The sequence below is a fragment of the Paenibacillus foliorum genome (assembly GCF_013141765.1).
In the GTDB taxonomy this organism is placed as follows: domain Bacteria; phylum Bacillota; class Bacilli; order Paenibacillales; family NBRC-103111; genus Paenibacillus_S; species Paenibacillus_S foliorum.
This window is the reverse complement of sequence record NZ_WHOD01000052.1, coordinates 132,604-156,082: the sequence shown is the minus strand read 5'-3', so window position 1 is coordinate 156,082 and position 23,479 is coordinate 132,604. Positions and strand designations below refer to the sequence as shown.

The 23,479-nt window shown below is 42.2% G+C and carries 17 protein-coding genes; 15 read left to right on the top strand and 2 right to left on the bottom strand.

From position 1 onward, the window contains the following. The first annotated feature begins 94 nt into the window (after positions 1-94). A complete protein-coding gene (locus tag GC093_RS12590) occupies positions 95-3,208 on the top strand; it encodes a hybrid sensor histidine kinase/response regulator (RefSeq protein WP_312886516.1) in 3,114 nt (1,037 codons plus the stop codon). 1 nt (position 3,209) lies between these two features. Then, positions 3,210-4,310: a response regulator gene (locus GC093_RS12585; protein WP_312886521.1), complete on the top strand. Its 1,101-nt coding sequence runs from the start codon at positions 3,210-3,212 to the stop codon at positions 4,308-4,310. 109 nt (positions 4,311-4,419) lie between these two features. Here the strand turns inward: GC093_RS12585 and GC093_RS12580 are convergent, their stop codons facing one another. Beyond that, positions 4,420-4,857 (bottom strand): DUF6376 family protein, encoded by a 438-nt coding sequence (locus GC093_RS12580; protein WP_171652217.1) that lies wholly within the window; start codon positions 4,855-4,857, stop codon positions 4,420-4,422. A gap of 111 nt (positions 4,858-4,968) precedes the next feature. Continuing rightward, positions 4,969-5,808, bottom strand: a complete 840-nt coding sequence (locus GC093_RS12575) for an AraC family transcriptional regulator (RefSeq protein WP_171652216.1) — start codon at positions 5,806-5,808, stop codon at positions 4,969-4,971. Positions 5,809-6,230: 422 nt separating this feature from the next. Here GC093_RS12575 and GC093_RS12570 point away from each other — a divergent pair, with 422 nt between their 5' ends. The 13 genes from GC093_RS12570 (at position 6,231) to GC093_RS12510 (ending at position 23,467) form a co-directional block, all read left to right on the top strand. After that, positions 6,231-7,409 (top strand): Gfo/Idh/MocA family protein, encoded by a 1,179-nt coding sequence (locus GC093_RS12570; RefSeq protein WP_171652215.1) that lies wholly within the window; start codon positions 6,231-6,233, stop codon positions 7,407-7,409. Positions 7,410-7,449: 40 nt separating this feature from the next. Beyond that, complete coding sequence (locus GC093_RS12565) at positions 7,450-9,129, top strand: type 2 periplasmic-binding domain-containing protein (protein ID WP_171652214.1); 1,680 nt, start codon at positions 7,450-7,452, stop codon at positions 9,127-9,129. A 110-nt stretch (positions 9,130-9,239) separates the two neighbouring features. Next, positions 9,240-10,211 (top strand): ABC transporter permease, encoded by a 972-nt coding sequence (locus tag GC093_RS12560; protein WP_171652213.1) that lies wholly within the window; start codon positions 9,240-9,242, stop codon positions 10,209-10,211. A gap of 12 nt (positions 10,212-10,223) precedes the next feature. Next, entirely contained in the window at positions 10,224-11,105 is an 882-nt protein-coding gene (locus GC093_RS12555; RefSeq protein ID WP_171652212.1) for a carbohydrate ABC transporter permease, read from the top strand. Positions 11,106-11,146: 41 nt separating this feature from the next. Beyond that, positions 11,147-11,926: a phytanoyl-CoA dioxygenase family protein gene (locus tag GC093_RS12550; protein WP_171652211.1), complete on the top strand. Its 780-nt coding sequence runs from the start codon at positions 11,147-11,149 to the stop codon at positions 11,924-11,926. 239 nt (positions 11,927-12,165) lie between these two features. Beyond that, positions 12,166-14,418, top strand: coding sequence for an AraC family transcriptional regulator (locus GC093_RS12545; protein WP_171652210.1), 2,253 nt, complete (start codon positions 12,166-12,168; stop codon positions 14,416-14,418). 186 nt (positions 14,419-14,604) lie between these two features. Continuing rightward, positions 14,605-16,161, top strand: a complete 1,557-nt coding sequence (locus GC093_RS12540) for an extracellular solute-binding protein (protein WP_171652209.1) — start codon at positions 14,605-14,607, stop codon at positions 16,159-16,161. A gap of 137 nt (positions 16,162-16,298) precedes the next feature. Then, on the top strand, positions 16,299-17,192 hold the full coding sequence (locus tag GC093_RS12535; protein ID WP_246314204.1) for an ABC transporter permease: 894 nt from the start codon (positions 16,299-16,301) through the stop codon (positions 17,190-17,192). An 18-nt stretch (positions 17,193-17,210) separates the two neighbouring features. Next, positions 17,211-18,080, top strand: coding sequence for a carbohydrate ABC transporter permease (locus GC093_RS12530; protein ID WP_216624609.1), 870 nt, complete (start codon positions 17,211-17,213; stop codon positions 18,078-18,080). A 6-nt stretch (positions 18,081-18,086) separates the two neighbouring features. Next, complete coding sequence (locus tag GC093_RS12525) at positions 18,087-20,345, top strand: glycosyl hydrolase family 95 catalytic domain-containing protein (protein ID WP_171652207.1); 2,259 nt, start codon at positions 18,087-18,089, stop codon at positions 20,343-20,345. A gap of 785 nt (positions 20,346-21,130) precedes the next feature. Further along, positions 21,131-21,274, top strand: coding sequence for a hypothetical protein (locus GC093_RS12520; protein ID WP_171652206.1), 144 nt, complete (start codon positions 21,131-21,133; stop codon positions 21,272-21,274). 96 nt (positions 21,275-21,370) lie between these two features. Next, positions 21,371-21,973, top strand: a complete 603-nt coding sequence (locus GC093_RS12515) for a L,D-transpeptidase family protein (RefSeq protein WP_246314127.1) — start codon at positions 21,371-21,373, stop codon at positions 21,971-21,973. A gap of 174 nt (positions 21,974-22,147) precedes the next feature. Then, positions 22,148-23,467: an ABC transporter substrate-binding protein gene (locus GC093_RS12510; protein WP_171652205.1), complete on the top strand. Its 1,320-nt coding sequence runs from the start codon at positions 22,148-22,150 to the stop codon at positions 23,465-23,467. Positions 23,468-23,479: the final 12 nt, after the last annotated feature.

Below are 23,479 nucleotides of genomic sequence, written 5' to 3'. Positions count from 1 at the left end.
CAAAAAAAATGGGGTCTTGTGAGTATCTTGTGAGTATGAAATGATAGTATAATCATACAGCTTTTTGTTGGATTTTGTAGGAAGGGGGGTCCAGGTGAAAAATCTTGGCAAACTCATAGGTATTGTTCTGATTTTTTCTCTAGTTACACTATTATTTGCAAATATTTATTCGCTTACAATTCCGAATCGGAACATTCCACCCGCGGAGCGAGGAGTGCTGGATTTAACGGGTTGGGATTTTGGTAATCAAGGGCTTGTAACTCTGGATGGTCAATGGGAATTTTACGAAGGAGAACTGTTGAAGCCAGAAGATTTTCGTGTAGGCTTGCGAAGCGAGGTTTCTTACCTCTCTGTACCCGGTACTTGGAGAGGAAAAGATAAGAACGGCGGTATGAGCAGGAAAGGCTCCGGGACTTATCGACTCAAGGTTCTGGTGAATGATGCTGATGACATCTATGGAGTGAAAATGAGCAGTATCCGTATGTCCCATCAGATGTATATCGATGGAAAGCTGGAGGGGAGCAGCGGATTCCCAGCGGCAGCGAAGGAAGAGCATATACCGGGCAATACCCCGTACAGTGTTTTTTTTCATTCCAATGCCAAAGAAATTGAAATCATCATACAAGTGTCCAATTATATGTATTCTACCGGTGGTATTGTGAACTCAATCCAGTTTGGAAGGAATGGGGATATCACAATACTGAACGGTTTGTTGATCGGCAGTGATCTGGCTATCATTTTGATTCTTGCCATGTTTAGCGCCTATCATCTTAATCTCTACTTTCTGCGAAGAAGGGAAAAAACCTATTTGTTTAGCGGTCTGTATCTGATATCTTTATCTATCATTCATTTATTGTTTGGAGAGAAGATCTTTCAGAGACTGCTGCCGGACTTTCCTTTTGAGATAGTCTACAAGGCACTGGATGTGAGTCAGTTTCTTAGTTCATTTTTCATTATCTTGTTTTTCTGCTCCATTGACAGCCGTCTTATATCGTATAAACAGAGGATATGGTTAATATCCCCTATTATTGGTTATGTAGCTGTAATCATGGTCTTGCCGTATCCGCTTTACAATGAAGTCAGGTATTTGTTCTTTTTATATATGGCCGTTGTTCCCTTGTATATTTTGGGCAGAATGATCTACTTGTGCTGCATTAGCGGGAGGGGGACGTCCGAACGTAAAGAACTTTTACTGTTCATTGTTGCCATTATAGCATTGATCATCTATTTGGTGGATGGATCGCTGTATTCAGAGAACGTGGTTCAAACCAATATAAGAGGCAAAGTTGCTGTTATCTGTTTTATTACGTTCTTGAACGTTCTGCTTGCTTCTCGGTTTAGTAATGCATATGAGAAAACTGAAACATTAACGCATCAACTGACCGTTTCTAATCAACTCAAGGATCAGTTTTTAATGTATACATCCCATGAGATTAAAACCCCATTGCATGGCATTATGAACATAACCTCTTATTTACTGGATGATGATGAGCATAATCTTTCCTCGAAACAGAAGCAAAATCTATGGCTGATTAAGGATACATCGGTGAAGCTGTCTATGCTTATGCAGGATTTGATCGATGTCACTCGTTTGAAACACGGCGAGCTGCGGCTTCAAATGACTATCGTTGAAGTAAGGGCGGTAACGCAGATTGTATTTGATGTCCTGCAATTTGAACTTGCAGGTAAGACAGTACAGTTGGATAATCAGGTTGCCGGGAATATATGGGTACAAGCGGATGAAAGCCGATTGCGCCAAATCTTATACAATTTGGTGCACAATGCTATTAAACATACGGAAAATGGAAAAATCACGGTTGCTTTAAAAGTTTCTAATGGAATGGCGCATATTTCAGTGACGGATACGGGAACGGGAATTCCTGAAGGGAAGTATTCCAGGGTATTCCACTATTTCGAACAGCTGGATGAGGCTCTGCCAGAAGACGGCTATACGGGAATGGGGGTCGGCCTGTATATTAGCCGCAAGCTTGTTGAACGTATGGGAGGAGAGATTGGGATCGAATGGACGGAGGTTGGACAGGGGACACGCATGACGTTCACCATACTAAACGTAGCAGAACGTTTGCCCGTTCAATATGATCCTTATTCTGTCGACTTGTATTCCGAAAGAGCAGCTGAAGAGCTTGAACCTATGGATAGCTTGGAACAACATGCTTATACCATCCTTATTGTCGATGATGAAGCTTCCAATATTCATACCTTGCTGAACATTTTGAAAAGACATCGGTATAATGTGATCACGGCTTTTTCAGCTAAAGAAGCATTGGTGAAAATGAAGGAGCATCTTCAGATTGACCTCGTTATTTTGGACGTAATGATGCCAGGTACCTCGGGGATCGAGCTTTGCCGCTTGCTAAGAGCGAACTATTCGATTCTGGATTTGCCCATTTTGTTCGCCACAGCCAAGGATACTTCACAGGATATCGCGCTTGGCTTTAGCGTCGGTGCAAATGATTATTTGACCAAGCCCTTTGAAGCAGAGACGCTAATTGCCAGAATTCAAACGCTGATTACGATGAAAACGTCTATACAAGAGGCTATTCATAATAAGCTTGCATTTCATCAAGCGCAGATCAAACCCCATTTCCTTTATAATGCGCTGAGCAGTGTCATCTCATTTTGTTATACGGATGGAGAGAAGGCGGCTTATTTATTATCGAAGCTGAGTCAATATTTACGTTATATTCTAGACATGGATCGTCAAAAGTTATTCGTTACTCTTAACCAAGAGCTGGAATTGATTGAAGCTTATGTTGAGATCGAGAAAGCTCGATTCGGGGAGCGATTTGAATTTGAGTGTTATGTTGACGAGAGTCTCAAGCACCTTGCAATTCCCTCTCTATGTATTCAACCGTTTGTGGAAAATGCAATTCGACATGGACTGTTCGAAAAAGATGGGCATGGCATGGTGACGTTGACGATTCAAGAGGGGGATCGGTATTTACAAATTACTGTGTCTGACGATGGGGTAGGGATTCCAGATGATACCCTTTACCGGATAGCCAGTGGTGAAAGTTCTAGCGGCGGCATAGGCATCTCGAATATAAGAAGTCGTCTGGATTCGATTCCTGGCGCTACAATGATCGTTGGCTCAGAGTTGGGGCGTGGAACGAAGGTTACCATGTACTTGCCTATGAACAGCAGTAATGATCTCGATATAGAGGAGAGGAGAAAAGAAGTTGTTTAAGGTGATTATTGTGGAAGACGAAAAGCCGGTGCTTGAATTGATGAAAGTCATTATCGGGAGGAATCCGCATTTTTTAATTATCGGCACTTTTAGCAATCCGCTAGAGGCGCTCGCAAGCTTTGCTGAGCTGCAGCCGGATATTGCTTTCCTTGATGTGGAGATGCCCAAGCTAAATGGTCTTGAATTGGCGCAAAGAATGAATGATATTTCAGACCATACACGGATTATTTTTACGACGGCTTATAGGGAATATGCCCTTGAAGCGTTCAAGGTATATGCTTTCGATTATATTCTTAAACCGGTTACACCAGATGCCATTGGACGGATAACGACTCGTTTATTGAAGCTGGACAGCCATTCAGCCCCTGTAGAGCAGCAGAAGAGATTTGCTTCCATACGTTGCTTTGGAGGATTTGAGGTTCGGAATCCACAAGGTACGCTTGTCCGCTGGCGAACACGAAAGACGGAGGAGCTATTCGCTTTTTTTCTTTGTTACCCGAATCAGGATATCAACAAATGGCAGTTAGCGGATTGGTTATGGCCCGATATGGATGAAGATAGGGCTTCTCATAATTTGCACAACACCATATATCGTTTGAAAAAGGTTTTGAAAGAGCATGAGATTGGCTTTGATATTCTCAAAACCAATGAGGGCTACCTACTGGAAACAATGAACACCACTTACGATTTACTGGAATTTCATGAAAGTGATTTAACGATACCGGGAAGCTTGCAGGATGAGGAACTAGCAGAACGCTTGTGTGCTTTGTACCGCGGTCATCTCTTGGAACGTAAGGATTATCTATGGAAGGTTCAGCTTGAGGTTGGATACGGTAAGAAGTTTACATCGCTTGTACGTAATTTGGTCCAAGCCTATATGGCTCAGCAACAATGGAGCAAGGCTGAACGAAAGCTGGAGGCGTATTTGTCCATATACGCTTTGGATGAAGAGATGCATCAATTATTAATGGACATTTATGCCATGAGCGGGAATAGCAAACAAATTATTAAGCATTATGAAAGCTTCGAGTCACGATACCGGAAGGAACTTGGGATGGAACCGCCAATAGAAATGAAAAGCAGAATGGCAGCATATTTCTGAAGGAAGTAAGATGGATTTCTATAAAATAATATGGACTCGAAACTGAAAACATCCCGAACCACGAAATTTAGTGGGACGGGATGTTCTATTTTTATGGGTGGTGAAGCAGTTACAATCCTAAATTTTTAATTCGATCGATTAGGCTTGTTATGTCATTAATCGTAGTGAGTATTTGCGAATTTTGAAGTTTATCAAGTGCCAGATGACCGTTATCCACCACTTTATTTATCTCTTGCAACAATACTTTATTTTTGTCAATCAATTGTTGATGAATATCCTTGGCAATCGAAGGAGCATTTATCAGATTAAATTGTTCGATGTCCTTTTTTAATCCTTTTATTAGATTTTCAAGTTCCTGCTTTGCTTCCGGATTCGAAGCGGCATCCTTAATCATCTGCGGTGCTTTTTCTGCAAAGCTACTCAATTTATTAATATGCTCTGTGGATTGATTTACGTATTCTAATGAGTTAGTTGCCTTTTCGATTAAAGAACACGCACTCAATATCAGGGATGAAAGGATTAAAAATAGCAGCGTCAATTTCCTCATCTATGTATCACTTCCTTCTCCGTTTTTTCCAACAGAAAAAAATGTTGATACTTTTTATTACGTATTTCCAGAAAGAAGGGTTTCAACTGTATCTCCCGTTCGTTCCATTCACTAACTGTTTCCCAGATTGCCCTTGTATTTTCCGGGTGAGATCCCCACGGTTCGTTTGAACATTCTCAAAAAATTGGAATAATCATTAAATCCGCATTTTCCACAGGTATCTGTGACGCTGTAGCCTTCAGCAAGAATTTCTTTTGCCCTGGAGATTCGTTTGTAAAGGATATATTCATGGATGTTACTGCCGATATATTTCTTGAAAACTCGGCCCATATAAAATCGGTCCACATAGAACTTTTTGGAGAGAGATTCAAGAGTAAGGTCATTTTCCAAATTCATGTCAATATAATCCAATAATGAAATTAGCAATTCTGGCATCGTAGAAAGGTTTTCTGAGAGGTTATCGTCCATAAATACAATATTTATCAAGACTAGCACTTCGATGAGATAGTTCAGCTTTAGAATTTCATAGCCGGCATTGTTCTTAAGCTGTTCCATTTGATTGAAGAGACGGAGTATTTCTTTTATCTGGGTGGGCTTAAGAGAAATCTTGTTTTGCTGGCCTTTTGGTTTATTAAGAAAGCAGCTGAGAAGGTCGAGCCGTGGGGAATTATAAGTGCGGACGATATGAGGTGCAAACTGTAACGTTATTCTTTCATATAACCTATCATTTTTAAACGAGGGTTTATGGATTTCTTGATTATTTGTAATCATTAAATCTCCATACTTCAATGGATACATGCTTTTTTCAACAAAGTAGTTCACATCACCTGATATTAAAAAATAAATTTCAAATTCTTCATGCAAATGAAAGTTGACGTTATTTAGGTTAGGATTATACAGTTTATGTTCATAGAGAATGCATTCGTCTATACTTTCATAAGCTAGGTTCATCAACATTACCTCACTTTAAAATAAAATAATGTTTCAAATTACATTCTATATAACAATAGATTATTATATGGGATTTACTATTTCCTTGTATTTTTTGATGATAATATGGACTAAATTGATGATTTCGTTGTGGACTATACTAAAACGCTTGATCTGCATCTATCTCGTAAGGAGATGGATGCCTTTTTTGATATGGAAGGAATTTTATCTTTAGGTTAACTGTAGCTGTTTTTGAAAGTTTCATCTTGCTAAAACTGCACAAAAAACAATATTTTAATCACAAAAAGCTATGATATATCTTTAATTCTATTTTAGAATAGCAGAGTAATAGTATTATCCTTTATCTCCCTATTTTGTTTTTGTATGCGCTTTCGTTTTGTTCGTTTTGTACATTCAGTTCAAACCAAATGGAGGGCTATTGAATGAGTACATTAGGTAAAGTGAAGCTAGGAGTAGTCGGATTAGGCGGAATGGGAAACAGCCATCTAAGGTATCTGACTCAAATGGATAACGTAGAGCTTGTAGGCGTATGTGATGTTGTCAAAGAAAATGCCGATAAAACAGCAGCGTTATATAACACGATAGCCTACTACAGCCATACGGAGCTTTTTAAGAAATCAGGCATAGAGGCTGTGCTAATAGCAGTGCCGCATTACGATCATACGCCTATATCCATTGATGCCTTCAATAAGGGAATCCACGTTCTTTGCGAAAAACCTATTGCTGTGCATGTAAATGATGCCAAAAAGACGATCGACGCCTATGAGAGAGCAAGGGAAGAAGATCCAACTATTATTTTTGGCATTATGTTTCAAGAAAGGACATTGCCTTTTCATAAAAAGATCAAAGATATCCTTGATGGCGGTGAGCTGGGGAAATTAATAAGAGCTACCTGGATTAATACCAAATGGTTCAGATCTCAGCTTTACTTCGATAGTGGCGATTGGCGTGCTACTTGGGCTGGGGAAGGTGGAGGGATTTTGACCAACCAATGTCCACATAATCTTGATCTTTACCAGTGGTTATTTGGTGTTCCGGCACGCATCAATGGATTTGCCCATATTGGAAAATACCATGATATCGAAGTCGAAGACGAAGTGACGGCTTACTTCGAGCATGACAATGGAATGGTTGGACATTTTATAGTAACCACCGCTGAAACTCCTGGATCCAACCGTATGGAGATCGTAGGAGAGTATGGAAAGCTGATCTATGAAGATAATAAAATTGTTTTTTATAGAACCCGAGAGTCCATGCTTCGTTTTATTAAAGAATCTCAAAGCAGGATGGGAAATGTTGAAAATTGGTATACCGAAATCCCTGTAAATGTAAACGTTCCTAGCGGGCACAGAGTAGTTACCGAGAAGTTTATTGCAGCAATCCAGAATGGCGGAGGGGAACTTATCGCGCATGGACCTGAGGGTATCAACGGGCTAACCATTGCAAACGCAATTATGCTATCTTCATTTAACGATCAAACCATCAAGCTCCCTATGGATGCAGACGAATATGAAAGAAAGCTTGATGAGCTTATCCGTTGCTCCAGATACGAAAAGAAGGCTACTAAGGATGGAGTCATGGATATCAGCTATTCCCAGTGATAGTCTTAGTAACTAATAAAATGTATAGGGGGAACTATCAATGAAAGGTAAACTCGGTAAGGCCTCAGCTTTTACTCTTTCCTTTGCATTGCTCGCAAGTGTATTTTCGAGCTGCAGCTCTAATGCTACACAACCGGCAGGTTCCACACAGAAAAGTGAAGAAGCGAGTATAAGCACAATTCCATTACCGATAGTAAGCAAGCCTATTACTTTAAGGATGTTTGTCGCGATGGATGCCAAAGTAGCGGCAACTATGAAAAATTATAATGAAATAGCAGTTTTTAAAGAATTGGAAAAAAGAACGGGCATACATATTGATTTCATTCATCCTGCATCTATGGATGGGGCTGCCATCAAAGAACAATTCAACCTAATGATTGCATCAGGCGACATACCCGATCTTATCTATTATAACTGGATAAACGATTTTAACGGCGGACCCAATAAGGCTATCAAGGATGGCGTAATCTTGCCGCTCAATGATTTGGTAGATAAGTATTCACCTAATCTTAAGAAATTTATGAATTCCGACCCAAGAGCGAATAAACAAATGCGTACAGACGATGGCACGATCTATGTATTTCCAGAGGCACAAGCACCTGATCAGTACGCAAAGGTAAATCCTAATCCTAATCCCGCTTTCCAGACCTTCGGATGGCAGATTCGGCAGGATTGGTTGGAGAAGCTGAATTTAAAGTCACCTGAAACCATTGATGACTGGTATGAAGTGTTAAAAGCTTTTAAGACAAAAAATCCTAGCGGCAGCGGGAAAAATGACGAGATCCCTCTAGCCCCTAAAGGAGCAGGGGACTTACAAAACTGGGTAAGGGCGTGGGGGATCAACTATGGTTTTTATAAGGACGGAGATACTGTTAAGTATGGACCCTACACACCTGAATATAAGGACTCGCTCACGACATTAGCTAAATGGTACAAAGAAGGCTTGATTGATCCTGATTTTGCGTTAACCGATGCCAAGCAATTTGATGCCAAAGTAGTGGGTAACCGCGCGGGGTCATGGACAGGTTCCACATCAGGAACATTTGGAAGATTTGTTCAATTGATGAAGGCCAAGGATCCGACTGTAAAATTGTTAGGAACGGTTCCGCCATATGTTAAAGGAACTAAATCCTATAATTTTAATATTGATGAAATCAAGATCGCCAGTGGCGGCGGTGTAGCTATATCTGCCAAAAGCAAATATGCCAAGGAAGCTGCTATGTGGTTAGACTACGGCTACAGTCCTGAAGGAGCGCTGCTCAATACCTTTGGTATCGAAGGCGAGAGCTACAAGATGGTAAATGGTTCTCCACAGCTGCTTCCTGAGATTACCAATAATCCCAAGGGCTTGTCTATTGATGAGGCATTATCTAAATATTCCAGAGGCTCTGGTGGCTTGGCCTTCGTAATGACACCTGAGATTTGGCACCAACGTATGGCATTGCCGGAGCAGCAGCAAGTTATTGGCTTGTGGAAAGCAGGCTCATACGATAGAACGATGCCTCCGGGAGTAACGCCAACGGTTGAGGAGTCAACCAAAATTGCATCCATCTTGTCTAGCGTTAATACGTATAGGGATGAACAGTTCCTTAAGTTTGTGATGGGACAGACGCCAATCAGTGAGTATGATAATTACATGAAGTCATTAAAGGGTATGGGGATAGAAGATGCAATAAAAATTCAACAGGCCGCTTATGACAGATATATGGCTAGAAAATAACATGATTTCCGTTTGACCGAACCATACGGGAGTGAACACTCATTCCCGTATGGTGTCCTTGTTAGTAGAAATAGATGAAGCTTACTATCCTGCTTAAAAGGAGAATGCAGATGGGGAATGCAAAGACCGGTGAACAGGTACTTTACGGCAGTGTGTCTGTGAGAAGAAAAGCCAGCTTTATTAGCAGACTGCTGCGGGATTTATCTAAAAACAAAATCGTTTATTTCATGGCCTTGCCGGTGATTGCCTATTACTTGATCTTCGATTACGGGCCCATGTATGGCGCATCGATTGCATTTAAAGACTTTTCCGCTATTAAAGGAATTTCGGGAAGCCCATGGGTAGGGTTTCAAAATTTTAGTGATTTTTTTAAGGATGTATATTTCGGAAGAATATTCCGTAATACTCTTTTAATCAGTTTATATAATATAATATTTGGCTTTCCAGCACCTATCATTTTAGCTCTTTTATTAAACGAGGTGCGAAAACAAATATTTAAAAGGTTTGTACAATCGGTAACCTATCTGCCGCATTTTATCTCTGTCATGGTGTTATGCGGTTTAATTGTAGATTTCACTTCGAGAAACGGCATTATTAATGATCTGTTAGCTTTCATGGGTATGGAAAGAATCACCATGCTGCTGAAACCTGAATTATTCAGAACTATTTATGTGGGCTCCAATATATGGCAGGAGTTAGGCTGGGGATCTATTATCTATTTGGCTGCGTTAGCTGGAATAGATCAGGATCTGTACGAGGCAGCAACGATTGACGGGGCTGGACGATTTAAGCAAATGCTGCATGTTACGCTGCCGGGGATCATGCCAACTATCATCATCCTCTTTATTTTGAAAATGGGAAGCATGATGAACGTCGGATTTGATAAGATATTCCTTTTGTACAATCCGATTACCTATGAAACCTCAGATGTTATTTCTACCTATGTTTATAGAAAAGGTATTCTTGAAGCAAATTACAGCTTTAGTGCTGCAGTAGGGCTGTTTAACTCGATTATCAATTTTCTGCTCTTGGTAGCTACTAATCAATTCAGTAAAAAGGTTAACGAGACAAGCCTTTGGTAAGGAGTGAAAATAATGAATCAAAAAAAGAGTATAGCTGAGAATATTTTTGGTGTATTGAATGTATGCTTTTTGTTATCTCTGACACTAATTACGCTGTACCCGTTTCTATACGTTATTTTTGCATCCTTAAGTAATCCATCTCAATTAGCAAGCCATTCCGGTTTGCTTCTTTCGCCTTTGGGATTTAATCTTGACGGCTACATCAGTGTATTTAAAAACCCAAATATAGTAACCGGCTATACGAATACCCTTCTCTATGTGGTGGTAGGAACAAGCATCAATCTTTTCATGACCTGCATTGGAGCCTATGTATTGTCCAGAAAAGGGGTCATGCTGCGCGATCCGATGATGATGATCATCATTTTTACTATGTTTTTTAGCGGAGGCTTGATTCCTAACTATTTATTGGTGAAAAATCTCGGCATGTTCAACACCATGTGGGCGCTCTTAATACCGGGGGCTATCAATACTTATAACTTGATTATCATGAGAACATCTTTTGCGGCAATCCCGGTTAGTTTGGAGGAGTCTGCAAGGATGGACGGTGCCAATGATTTTACCATTTTGTTTAAAATTGTATTGCCGCTTTCAAAAGCCGTATTTTCAGTAATGGTTTTGTTCTATGCAGTGGCTCATTGGAATTCCTGGTTCAGCGCGATGATTTACTTACAGAAAAGAGATATGTACCCGTTGCAATTATTTTTACGTGAGATTTTGGTAAACAGCAGCACCGATAGTATGATTACAGGTTCCGGCGGCAGTGATAAAGAGGCTATCAGCGAAATTATTAAATATTGCACAATTGTTGTAGCGACGGGCCCGATCATTGCCGTTTATCCGTTCTTACAGAAATACTTTACTAAAGGCGTTATGATAGGAGCGGTGAAAGGATAGCGCAATAAATCAAAAGAGGTTAAAAGGAAAGAGGTATCGACATGATCACTGCGGAACAGGTGGAATTTTATCATGAGAATGGTTATCTGCTGGTTAAAGGAGTCTATAACACGGCGGAAATCGAAGTGTTTAGGAATTCGGTGGACACCTTCCTGAAGCGGGCGGCTGCCTCCAAGTATGATCGAAGCCACGCCTGGCAAGGAGATTATTTACCACCGGAAGAATTGAAGAAGCTGGTGCTTAAGGGCTTCCACGATGTGCACTATCATGACGCCCAATTTACCCGGATGATAACACACTCGAATCTCGTGGATGTATTTACCAAGCTGATCGGTGATAACGTGCAGCTCCACCATACCAAAATGATGGTCAAACCGCCGGAAAAAGGCGCTGCCTTCCCGATGCATCAGGATTATCCGTATTTCCCTCACGAGAAGCATACGATGATGCTCGCAAGCATTCACTTGGATCATACGAACGAGGAGAACGGATGCGTACATGTCATACCTGGCTCCCACAAATCAGGTCCTCTTCCGCATGTTGGCAGCTATTATTTAAATCACAAGGAATATCCGATAGAGAGCGGGGTTCCTTGTTTGGCCGATGCAGGCGATGTGTTATTCTTTAACTATTTGACGATCCATGGATCTCCAATTAATCGAAGTGACCGGACCCGAAGAAATATTCTTGTCCAGGTTCGTGACCCGGAAGATCCTCCGACCAAAGATACTCATGTAAACTGGGGTCAGGGACTCATGCTGAGCGGAATCAATCCACTATTCAGAAAATACACCTTTACGGGTAAATTGACTGAAGATTGAATGGCGCCGATGTCAGAAACGTGAACTGGTTTTACCGGAGATGGATTTACATGTACCCACGATTAGAATCGTGGGATTTTTTTTGTTTTCCAAACTTTTCATAAAGCTTTTTCTAATACATTTTCTACGGGTTTGTTTTCAAATTAAGGGAAGTAGTATAAGATAAGGCGTGGGACCTCTTATCAGAAACACATAGAGGTTTATTTCTACGACTTGAGCAATAAGGTGGATAGAACAGCATGAAACGTCTATTATTTTGGCTGAAATATACGATGAAAAATTCCCAATCACGATTGCTGATGACCCTTACCTTGGTCATTTCTGTTTTGATTCTCTCTCTCGGTCTGGCATCCTACGCAATTTCGAAGAGCATACTGCAGAAGGAAATGGCTGTTCCTGAATTGACTAAATTAACCATTGATCGAGACTTAACGGATCAGTTTGTAAAAAATGTGGACATGACGGCTGTACAGGTCATTCTCCATACGGCAACCACTGAATTTCTCCAGAGCAGCCAAGATGATTTTGATAAAATAACAAATATTACCAATTTTCTTAATGCGGCCAGCATTTCCAACAATATTGAATCCATTTATATCTATGATATCGAGAAAGAAAGAATTGCCGCGAGTAATCCGGTTGGTTATATATCGAACATGAATCTCTTGGCCGATCGTGACTGGCTTAAGGATATTGATTCGATAACGGGTATGGTTGTAAAAGAGCGGCTAAATAAAAGCCGAAAAGAGATGTATATTTCTTTATTCAGGCCCATCATTCTGAACGCACAGAAAAAAGGCATTCTAGTCATTAATATCCCGGTTCAAAAGTTTTTTTCCAGTCAGATTTATGTTGAAAATGATTTTGGACGGAGCCACTTTGTTTTTGATGCTACTTTCGAACCTATTCTAGTTAAGGATGCCGCCGGACTTCAAGACGCTCAACTGGGTGATGTGGTGAAAACAGCACAAGCTGTACATAATACCTCATTTTATAGTAACGGTCAAAAGTATTTGCTGTATGTTTTGAAATCCGATTATACGAGCTGGAGCTTTGTGTCGGTTTTGCCTGAGGATTTATTGTTTAAGGGCATGTATTGGATTCGGAACGTTGTTTTGTTAGTTTCAGTTTTGTTTGCTATCGTGAGCGTAGCTCTCATCGTAATAACGAATAACCAAATGCTGCGTCCTATCCGACGGATGAGAAAGCTATTGATCCCGATAGAAAAGACGTATAATGAACCCGATCTGCATGATTTGGAAAATTTAACTACGAAAATTCTGAATGATCATTCTTTCATGTCCAAACAGATCAAAACCAGTATGCCGGAAATACGGAAGAGATTTCTTGAAGATGCCTGCTTCGAGCAGGCGGATTCTGTGGAGCTGTATCAGAAATGGAAGGATCATTTTGCAGAGTGGCAGCAAGGACCGCTTTATATGGCGACCGTTTCAATTGATCATTATATGGAATGGTCCAAGCCTTATAGCCTGGGTGATTCTGAATTATTGCTATATGCATTGGGGAATATCACCGCGGAGTGCTTTAATGAAAGCAATCGAAGCCTAATGGTACAGCACGGGAAAGAAGGGTTTTACTTACTTTTGCAGCCTAAACAAGAGAATGCCAACGAAATAGAGTCCATATGCGGCAGGGTGGTTGATGAGGCGCAAAGATATTTGAATATGTCGATATCAATTGGTCTCAGCGAAGCTACCCAAGATGTTTTACGTTTATCGCAGTCTTATCGTCAATCCAATAGGGCTCTAGCTGAAAGGCTGTATCAGGGTTATGGCAAGGTATATAGCTCTTTAACACAGGAGAAAAGATTAACGGCAGACGTGGATGAGGCGCTTATTCAGGCGATCTGTCAGCCTCTGCTAACGGGAAGCGACACACAGGTGTGGCATGGGGTCGACCGTTTATTCAATGCTATCTACGAAAAAGATTACTCTCCGGTGGTAGTGATGGCTGCCCTTGAGAAGCTTCAGATTTCCCTGGAGAAAACAGCTGAAGGATTAGGCAGACCCATTATGGCGGCAATGAAACCTTATTTTTATCCCAAAATTAACTCAATGGACATCGATGATTTAAGAATCTATTTTAATGACATCGTTAGTCAAATCTTATCCAAATTCCGCGAAAAACAGGTAAGCAAAACGAATATGACGATCCAAGGCATGATTGATTATATGCTGGAGCATCTGAGTGAAAATACGGGAGTCAAGGATATTTCGGATTCGGCGCAATTAAGTGTTTATCAGGCTAACCAATTGTTTAAGCAGGAAACCGGACAAACGGTTTATGATTATTTCACGAAGCTGAGAATCGAACATTCGGAAATGCTGCTTAAGGACACGGACTATAAAATTTTTGAAATCGCTGAGATGGTTGGTTATCAGAATGAAAACAGCTTTATTCGGGTCTTTCGAAATATGAAAGGCATGACCCCTGGAAAGTATAGGGAATGGCTGAAAGAACAGGCCAAATAGCCTTCAACCCCAGGCGTATCAAGGAGTATGCTTAAAATAAACCGGTATGCTTATATTAAAAAGCCCCGGTTTTTTGCTATTTGCATATGGCTAGGAATATGAACCGTTGCCTGTCTATCCTCATTCAATTAGGATTTGAGTCAAGGCTTTACATTAATTATTTTAGATTGCGAGGGGCGGTTTATCATGAAAAAAAATCAAAAACAAAAAGGCATTCTATTAATGGCTGCTTGCTTGGTTCTAGCAGGAGCACTTGCAGGATGCAGCAAGACGGAGACGAATTCAGCTGCCGGCGGCGCCGACAAATCGAAAGGCACGGATTCCATTCGTATAATTAAAGGACCGATTGATCCGGATTCTACACCATCAGAAGCTGACACCAAGTATGTATCCGATAAGATCGGAGTTAATTTGAAAATCGAAACCTTCCCATGGAATGACTACACTCAAAAGGTTCAGACATTAATTGCATCTGGCGATCTGCCTGATCTCTTGAGACCGAATGGGCAGGGTGGTAATATCGATCAAATTATGATTAAGCAAGGGGCGGCCCTGGCGCTTGACGATCTGCTGCCTAAATATGCTCCTAGCTTATGGAAAACAATGCCTAAAGAGGCTTGGGATAAAGTACGCGCAGCATCTCCGGACGGTAAAATATATTATCTTCCTAAGTATGACCTCTTTCCAAGACTAGGCATTATGATGCGTAAGGATTGGCTTGATGCGGTTGGCATGAAAACCCCGACAACGCAGGCCGAGCTTGTGGAAGTATTAAAGGCGTTCCGTGATAAGGATCCTAACGGCAACGGACAAAAGGATGAACTGCCAACCAGCGGACGTGAAGGTGCGCGATGGATGGATGAATTGTTCTCCATGTATGGAGTTGGAATGTATGAAGGCTTCCCGGATTGGAACTTGGTTGATGGGAAGCTCGTTTACGCAGGTATTACGCCTAACATGAAAGCGTCTCTGGAGTTTATTAAGACCCTTTATAAAGAGAAGCTTTTGGATAACGAAACCTTCTTGAATAAGAGCGACACATGGTCGGCTAAGATCAAAAATGACCAAGTGGGAATGTGGTTCCATATTCCAAGCGAAGGAACACTTAACTTTAATGCAATGAAGCAGAAAAACCCGAAGGCTGACGTGATCGTCATTCCTGTTCCTAAGGTTGAAGGCTACGAAGGCTTTGTTTCCCAGAAAGCAATGGGGTTTGTTGATTATATGATTCCTAAGAGTGCAGAGAAGAACGCGGCTAACGTGTTGAAATATTTGGATTGGTGGTATACAGAGGAAGGTAAAAACTTCCAATTATATGGCCGAGAGAATCAAACATGGGTCAAAGAAAACGGACAAGTGAAATACATGCCTGAGAAGGACACACCGGCACAAATTAAATCCAGAGAATTCGCTTTAAGCGGCTTATCTTATTGGGATTTGGATTTCCGTAAAAAGATTGTCGCTATAAACCAATCCGAATACGGCAAAAAAATTCCGGCTATGTGGGAAGTATCCCAACCTGCGCAAAAGTTGCTTCCAGCTGACGGTATGCCTAACAGTGTTTTCGAGGGCTATGGAGATATTAGCACCCATAAGATTTTCCAAGAATACGCAATCAAGATCATCATGGGCGATTATCCAATCGAAAAATTCGATGAGTTTGTAGAAAAATGGAAAAAATCCGGCGGTGATGAAGTAACCAAGAAGGCAAATGAATGGTATTCGAAAGTAAATAAAAAATAATCAGACAAGGTCATACCCGTAGCGATACGGATATGGCCTTAACCTTACCCAGAATAGGAGGACGGACCTTGGAAACTGCAGTAACACAGCCTCAGAATGCCCGTTCCGGAAACAAGAAGGAGACTTTGAATCAACGGATGCTCGATAATGTAAGAAAGCATTGGGCGCTTTATATATTGGCTTTGCCTGGTGTTTTATGGTTTTTGGTTTTTCGTTATGTGCCCGTATTTGGTTCCTTAATCGCGTTCCAGGATTATCAAATATTTAACGGCTTTTGGAAGAGCCCGTGGGTCGGATTTAAGCATTTTGAATTTATTTTCAGCTACCCGGAGTTCTTAAGTATATTGCGCAATACATTGCTTATAGCTTTATACCAATTAGTGTTCGGCTTCCCGGCTCCACTGGTGCTGGCACTTCTTCTTAACGAAGCGAAGCAGAAGTTTTTTAAACGTACGGTCCAGACCTTCTTCTATCTTCCCCATTTTCTTTCCTGGGTTATTATAGGCGGGATTATGTTCGAAGTGTTATCTACTCATGGAGTGATGAACAAGCTAGTGACGTTATTCGGAGGCGATCCGATCTTGTTTATGCAGAAGGAACAGTATTACCGTACAATTGTTACCGTTTCTTCGATATGGAAGGAAGTGGGCTGGAACGCTATCATATATTTGGCTGCCTTAACAGGTATTAATCCTAATCTATATGAAGCGGCAACTGTGGATGGAGCAGGCAAGTGGAGGCAGCTGTTCTCCATTACTCTACCTTCTTTGGCACCTACCATCATGATCTTGTTTTTGATCAAAATCGGTAATTTCATGGAGCTTGGCTTCGAGCAATCCTATGTTTTATTGACTCCGATGACTTTTTCTGTAGGCGATATATTAGATACTTATGTTTTCCGTTCGGGCGTTCAGGAAGGAAACTACAGTGTAACCACAGCGATCGGTTTGTTCAAATCATTGGTTGGTTTTATCCTCTTGTGGGGCGCAAATCTATTATCCAAGAGAACTACAGGGCAAGGTCTTTTCTAGGAAAGGAGAAGAAGCAATATGATAAGAAGATCGTTTGGCGAAAACGTGTTTCATTATTCCAATTATTTCGTACTGTTAGCTATTTCTTTAACGATGTTCCTGCCGTTGGTTCATGTGGCGGCTATTTCTCTCAGCTCCCCGACTCAGGTAGAAGGAAGGAATATTGCCTTCTGGCCTGTTGAATTTACCTTGGCGTCCTATCAATTTATATTGGCCAAAAATGATTTGTGGACAGCGCTGGGTGTTAACCTTTTTGTAACGGTAGTGGGCACTTTGTTTAGTATGCTGATCACGGTAATGCTTGCTTATTCCATATCCAAATCGGAATTCAAAATGAGCAAGGCGATTATGATCGGTGTCGTATTCACGATGATTTTTCATCCCCCGATGATTCCGTACTTCTTGACTATTAAAGGCCTTGGCATGCTTGACAGCATATGGGCGCTGATTATTCCCAGCGGTATCTCTGCATTTAACCTGATTATTGTGCGAACCTTTTTTCAACAAATACCAGGAGAAATCGGAGAAGCTGCGAAGATGGACGGCTGTGGCGATTTCCGCACGTTGTTCAGTATTGTTCTACCTTTATCCAAACCGGTTATGGCGACAGTAGGGTTATTTTATGCTGTAGGGTATTGGAATATTTTTTATCATGCCATATTGTTCATTCGAAATACGAAGCTTTATCCGCTCCAGCTAAAAGTAAGGGAATATATCGTCAACCAAGAAACGATCATGGGATCTTTAAGCAATGTCATGCAGCCGTACAATCCCGAAACCTTGCAGACAGCAGTTATTATTTTTTCAACATTGCCTATCGTGATCTTGTATCCTTATTTGCAAAAATACTTTATACAAGGCGCAACCTTGGGATCTGTGAAGGAGTAGGGGAATATGGTGGAGTCTTCGAATGTGAAGCTAAATGTGGATTGGCCGCAATTTCTTGCCCAGCATGATATGATTTGGGATCGTTGTCCTGAGAAGTGGGAGGACAGTCCGTTTTTGGGCAACGGTTTGATGGGGGCCATGCTGTTCAAAGAGCCGGGGCAGGCTGCCTGGCATCTGGAGATTTATCGCAGTGATGTGCAGGACCACCGGGATGATTCACACGGAATTCCGGGCTTTAGCAGAGCGAGACTTCCTATCGGACACTTTCTGTTGCATTTCGAAGGAAATGTTACGGGTTGTCAGATGAGGCTTGAGTTATGGAATGCTGAGCTTAAAGGAGCTATATTCACAGATAAAGGCCAGGTTGATTTTAAGGCAATCGTTCATTCGGAAGAGTTGGCTATTTTGGTAGAAATCATGCCTGATTCAGGGGAAAAGGACTGCTTCTGGCAATGGTATGCCACCGAAGCTGTAAGTCCGCGCCAGTCCTATGGCCTGCGCCATGGAGACAGTGCGAGAACGTTGGCTTCCTATTTGCCTAATCCGGTGAGCTTGTTCCGACAGGAGGAGGGAATATCCCTATCGGTTCAGTCCTTATTAGCAGGCGGTCAAACGGCAGCGGCCTGGATGGAGAAGCCGACGAATGCCGGAAGAATGCTGATTGTAACTGTGGCGCACAGCTATCCGGAGGAAAGCGCTGATAAAGATGCGTTGGCTTTGGTGAGACATCTTGCAGCCATTGCACCGGAAGCACTTTGGGAGTCACACCGCCATTCATGGCATCAGTACTATCCGCTAAGCTTTGTTTCCTTTTCAGACACGCTGCTGGAGAGCTTTTATTGGATTCAAATGTACAAATTATTTTCGGCAACCCGGGCAGACCGTGCCCTTATCGATAACCAAGGACCTTGGCTGGATGAAACTCCATGGCCTTATGCTACTTGGAATTTGAATGTACAATTAAGCTATTGGCCGCTCTTCGCCTCCAACCGTGTGCAATTGGCGCAATCCTTATGGAGAACCTTGCATAATGGGTTAAACAGCTTAATAAGCAACGTGGCCGAACCGTATCGTCACGATTCGGCAGGTATTCCTACATCGACCGCATTGGATCTGTTGGCGCCTGTAGCTGTTCCTGGAACGGTAAAATCGGGCTTTGCGGAAGCAGGGAACTTGACCTGGGCTCTGCATGATTGCTGGCTCTACTACCGCATGACCATGGATGACAGCTATCTCGAAGAGGTGCTATATCCGTTATTGCGGCGCTCCATTAACTATTATCTTCACTTTTTATATGAGGATGAGGAGCATAAGCTGCACTTATTGGCAACATCATCACCTGAATACGGCGCAGTAATGGAGGATTGCAATTATGATCTGTCTTTGTTGCGATGGGGCTGTGATGCTCTTATTTACAGCTGCAATCGACTTGGTATCAAAGACGAGCTGTTAGAAAGATGGCGTGAGGTGCTGGATAAGCTTACTGAATACCCCGAGGATCAGAACGAGGGCTTCTTGATCGGCAGAGACCAATCTTACGAGAAATCCCACCGACATTACTCTCATTTACTCATGATCTATCCGTTATATTTAATTCACGCTGAACAGCCGGGAAATAGAGAGCGTATCGAGAAATCGCTTCGTCACTGGCAGAGTAAGCCTGAATATTTGGAAGGTTATTCATGTACAGGCTCCGCCTCCATATCGGCTGGGCTCGGCGACGGAAATCGGGCTTTGGCGTATTTGAAACGACTTTGGGAAGGTTTTTTGTCGCCAACTACGATGTACAGGGAGCTTGGGCCCGTTATTGAAACCCCGCTGTCTGCAGCACAGTCGATCCAGGATATGCTGCTCCAGAGCTGGGGCAATACGATTCGGGTGTTTCCTGCCGTACCTGATGCATGGAAGGATGTGGCCATCCATGATATGCGCGCGGAAGGCGGGTTCCTGGTTAGCGCTGTAAGAAAAGAAGGCGTTACCCAGTTTGTTCGGATTAAAAGCTTGGCTGGAGAGCCATGCTTAGTGAGAACAGGAATTCCAGAGCCTTATCAAGTAGTTACCGGTTCTAAGATGCCGGTAGAGTCTATCGGAGACGGAATGATCCGCCTTCAGCTACTTAAGGGTGAGGAGATCGTATTTGCTCTGGAGCAAGGGACGGAATGGATAGTTAATCCATGTGCTCCTACGGCGGAAGCAGTAAATAGCTACGGCTTAAATGCAAGAACAAGAATTGAAAGAAATCACGGGCGCAATCCGGAGCTATAAGGGGAGTTGATGATAAGCCACTTTATACGGAAGCAACTTCTCCTACCAGTTGTTCTATTGGGACAGTCGAATGCAATTATTCGACTGTCCTTCTTGCGCTGGATATTAATCATGTTGATCTCAGACCTGGCGATTAATCACCTCATCCTTCCTGCAACTATGATCCATCTAGATAGCAGTTCAACGGCATATGGAGCCCTCTATACCCGATGCTCTCCCTCACGCACGATGCATGGGTTTGCAAGTATTATGACCATCCGGTGTTCCGGATGATTTTAGAGGGAATAATTTATATGTATCGGGTCTTGGTAAGTGAAAGTATTTCTTATTCACCAGCCCGATTTTCACTGGGCGAACGTGGATACGCTATTTTGTCATGCACAAGTGATCATTCAGCTGGAACGGAAGTACGATGCTTTATTTACATCCAAATGTAGCATATTTGCAGACTAGAGACGAAATAGTTATCGTATTTCCGTGAAATCATGAATTCGATGGATGCCAAACAAATAACGGAATGACGTTCCGTAAGCGAAAGAACCTACTTTCAAGATGTGTTCCACCGCCGTAGGCATCTCAATGAAAGGAACGCGACTTCATCAGCGGCCATAATCCCGTACTCGATTCCCTTCTACGCACAAACATATGGGATTAGACAATAACCTGAGGCCTTGCCTCGGGTTATTCTTGAAATCATGGCGGACATTAATTGATAAGGGCATAGTTATAGGCCGTTTCTTTCCAATAGGTTCCTTCATCCTATATTAAGATACATAAAAATAGAGATGTTACCTCCATTATTTGAAGGGGATGGCCAGATTCACCCCGAGCTGCTGGAAGCGGCTAAGGCTGAGCTGAATCAATATTTGGAGGAGGAGCTGTACGTTTGTCCGATTCCACCTGATGTGAAGCCATCTTCCAAGAAATAAGCACGGGTATTTTTATTTATAGAGAAGCCGTCGTATAAACAGGAAATCATTCAGTTTTGTTGAAAATTACAGGTATACCATTTTTGGAGGACTGCTATGTTTCACAATCAAAGGCCGGCCAAGTATGATCCAACGCTGGGAAGCGAGCAAGTCATTGTTGTGGAAACGGAAAATCCCGGTTCGTTTCACGCAACAGTAAAGGTGTTTGAAAAGATGAATGGCCAGTGGTTTCAAATGATGGAGAGCTTTCCTGCTGTCATAGGGAGAAACGGAATCACCGATGACAAAACCGAAGGCGACGGAAAATCGCCGAAGGGCATACATAAGCTAGGCGAATCGTTTGGGATCAAACAAGCGCCTGCCGGCATTTCCATCCCCTACCATCAAGTTTCGAAGCAGGACTACTGGATTGACGATCCGGATTCCGATGATTACAACCAATGGATGCATTACGAAGGAAATCCTTCAGACCACTGGAAATCCTTCGAGAGATTGAACCATCATTTGTATACGCACGCCATCATTATCAAGTATAATATGGCTCCTGTTATTAAGGGAAAAGGGAGCGCCATTTTTATTCATCAATGGGATAGTGAGAACAGCCCTACTTCAGGCTGTGTTGCGATGTCCTATGACAATTTGGTTCGTCTGATGATAGCAATCGATCCGCGAAAGAATCCTATAATTAGGATAGGCTGAATAAGAATATGAATAAGGCTTAGCCGGTTGCTATGCAGCCGGTTTATTTGTGCGAATCGTGGGATCGATGGAATGAAAGAAATAAAATTTCAAAAAAACCTTTACATCAAGTAATAAAATTTTATATACTTTTGTTAAGAAATTGTAAATCTCATAAAAAGGGAGCATGATAACATGAAGAGGAATAAGTTATTTTTCGGTACCATGTTAGTTTTATTGAGCTCAATAGTTAGTGCGTGCAGTGGTGGAAGCGCTACCAATACAACTGCCAAACCAGCAGATCCCAAACCCGCGGCTGGCGGCGAAGTGGCCAAACCAAAAGGCGATCCAGTGAAGCTGGTCATGTACAGCTGGAGACCCGAAGATAAAGATGGCTACGCTAAATTTATCGCCGAGTTTGAAAAAGACAATCCGGATATTAAAGTGGAATTCAAGCCTTTCAAGGCGACGGAGTACAACACCATTCTCGCGAACTCTCTACAATCGGGTACAGGTGTAGATATTTTGCAGCTTCGCCCTTATGACGGGGCCAAAGCACTTGCTGATGCGAATTATTTGACTCCTGTGGACAAGGTGAAAGGCATTGAGAATATCCCGGATAGCTATTTGGATGCGGCCAGAGGTGCAGACAAGAAAGTATACGGCATTCCATTAATGTTGAACAATGCGGTTATTTTCTATAATAAGAAGATTTTTGACGACAATGGCCTGCAGGTTCCGGAAACTTGGGAAGAATTTGTGAAAACATGCGAAGCGCTGAAAGCCAAAAATATTATTCCAATCGCCCAATCCGGCAAAGCCGCGTATTTGCTTTCTACGACTCATACGGTTATTGGTCCAAGCGCATACGGAGGAAATGAATATTTACAGTCTCTACTTAAAGGCTCTACCAACTTCAAGGATGCTAAATTCGTCGAGTCCATTAAGCGCATGAAACAGCTGGAGACGTTTTTCCCGAAAGATTTCATAGCTATTGAGGATAAAGATGCGCAAGGCTTGTTCTATACGAGCAAAGCAGCAATGTACATCAATGGAAGCCAAAGGCTGGAAACGTTCGAAGCCAACAAAGTAGCATTCCCTATCGAATTTATGCCGGGCTTTTCAGCCAAAAAAGGAGAGCCTGCTCAAATCGCTGCTTGGGTAGACGGCTCCTACGGTATTGCCAAAAGCTCGAAGTACCAAGAGCAGGCAACCAAGTTTATAGAATTCCTCGCGTCCAAAAAGTTCGGACAAATGTTCAGCGATGAGCTTACAAGAGTTAGCCCGATCAAAGGGGTAGAGCCTAAGCATCCACAGCTCAAAAAAATGGCGGCGCTTAACGAGAAGAACAGCACTCCTTACTTGCTGCTAACTGGGTTTAGCCAAGGCACTCCTACGACAAAGACAACATTCGAGGATTCACTGCAAGGGATGTATATCGGCAAGCTGACACCTGAGAAAGTGGCGGAGGATACACAAGCCTCTGCTGACAAATGGTTCAAACCGCAGAAATAAGGAGGAGGCAGC